The organism is Thermotalea metallivorans (assembly GCF_001562415.1).
Classification (GTDB): domain Bacteria; phylum Bacillota; class Clostridia; order Peptostreptococcales; family Thermotaleaceae; genus Thermotalea; species Thermotalea metallivorans.
Genome location: NZ_LOEE01000093.1, coordinates 1 through 1,854, shown reverse-complemented (window position 1 = coordinate 1,854; position 1,854 = coordinate 1). Strand labels below are relative to the sequence as shown.

Here is a 1,854-nt window from a genome sequence, read left to right as displayed (position 1 = left end):
CTCATATTCCGCCTAACTATTTTTACCAATTTAAATAATTTTGAAAATATCTGAGCTTCAAAAAGGAGTTTTTGATTTTATCTCGAATAATTGTATTATCAAGTATTCGAGGTGAATTCTATGAATTTCAATTTTGACCAAATTCAGCCCCATTTTGATGGTAAAGCTGGTTTTATTGCAGGCTTAGCTCAGCAAATTGGCTTAGACCATATCTTTAATCAGGCTCTTGAACAGCATACTGGTAGACCTCCTGAAATTTCTTATGGAACGTTGGCTCAGTTGATGCTGATCAATATTGCAGACGACCATCATCCGCTTTCAAGATTGAATGAATATTTCGAACGTGTTGACTTGGAATCACTATTAGGACATAAAATCGATCCCTGTAAGCTTAATGATGATCGCTTCGGCGGCTTTCTTGATGCCATGTTCGATTACGGCTGTAGTGCCATTCTCTCAGATGTTGCTGTTGCTGCTTTTAAACGTTACGGCATTAAACTTTCCAACGTGAATTTCGACACCACTTCAAAAGTTATGTGGGGAGAGTATAAAACCGACGAAGGTATTCTGGGCGCGGTCAACATTTCTTTTGGATATTCTAAGCAAAAGCGCTTTGACAAGAAACAAATCAAATTCTCTATGGGTACTACCCAAGGCATCTGCATCGATGGCCAAGTCCTCTCCGGCGATTTAGATGACAAGCGGTTTAACATTGATAATCTGGATCGTGCAGCAGCGCTCAGAAAACAATTTGAGACACACTCAGATGAGTTCTTCTATATTGCTGACAGTGCTGCTTTTACCAAGGAATTTCTTGAAAAAGCCGACCAGCTGAATGTTCATGTCATTACGCGAATGCCAGATAACGTCAAGGAAACAAAAGCTGCTATTGAGGTAACCCTGGAAAAACTGTCCGATCTGCCAATCGTTGAAATTGAAACCTCTACGGATCCATCCGTTTACAAAGTTTTTGAATCGGAATGTATTTATCACGAAACGTCACTAAAATTGGCCAGCTGTTATTCTGAAAAACTCAAGCCTGCAAAAACTGAAACCATTATGAAGAAAGTGGCCAAGGAGCTTGAAAATATAGAAAAAGTAATCTCAAGTATGAAAGAGCGTTCTTTTGTATGCCATGAAGATGCTGTTCTTGAAATGTCCAAAATTCAGAAAGGATCATTTTCAAAGCTTCGCTATCACAACGTAAAGATTGAAATCAGCACTTCCCAGAAAAGACGTCCAGGTCGCCCCAGCAAGAATCCAGAACAAGATGTAAAGCGAGCTGCATACCATCTAGGCTTTGAAGTGATTCAAGACGATCTTGCCATAGAAACGAGCATTCTCAAGGAGTGTATTTTTGTCGTGGCTTCCACCAAGCTGGACTTATCAGCAAAAGCCATTCTTTGTGAATACAAGACTCAAAGCGCTGTAGAGCGCAAATTTCAGTTTCTCAAATCGCCACAGTTTGTCAACTCTCTTTATGTAGATTCACCACGCCGTGTAGAGGCTATTGGCTATTTGATGATCCTGTTGATGCTCCTGCTCAGTATTGCTGAGTACGTTGTTCGTCGTGAGCTAGCCCAGGAGAAGGCCTTTATCATCGGACCTGGAAAGGTAAAAATGACGAAACCCTCATTGTTGGCGATTTATAGAATCTTCTACTCAGTAGCAACCGTCTCAATAACTATTGACGGTCAGATCCATCGGGGTTTTAGCAAGGAGCTGGCTCCTAACGTCAAAACAATTTTGCGCTATTTAGGGATTCCTGAGAACATCTACATCAGAGGTGCATCATAATTTAAAAGTTCTGAATTAAATTATGAAAAAGTTATGATGTATTCAGCGGAATATGAG

The 1,854-nt window shown here is 40.2% G+C and carries 1 protein-coding gene; it reads left to right on the top strand.

What is annotated here, in order from left to right; genetic code table 11:
* Nucleotides 1-120: 120 nt before the first annotated feature.
* Complete coding sequence (locus tag AN619_RS15175; RefSeq protein ID WP_068558110.1) at nt 121-1,797, top strand: IS1634 family transposase; 1,677 nt, start codon at nt 121-123, stop codon at nt 1,795-1,797.
* Nucleotides 1,798-1,854 lie beyond the last annotated feature (57 nt).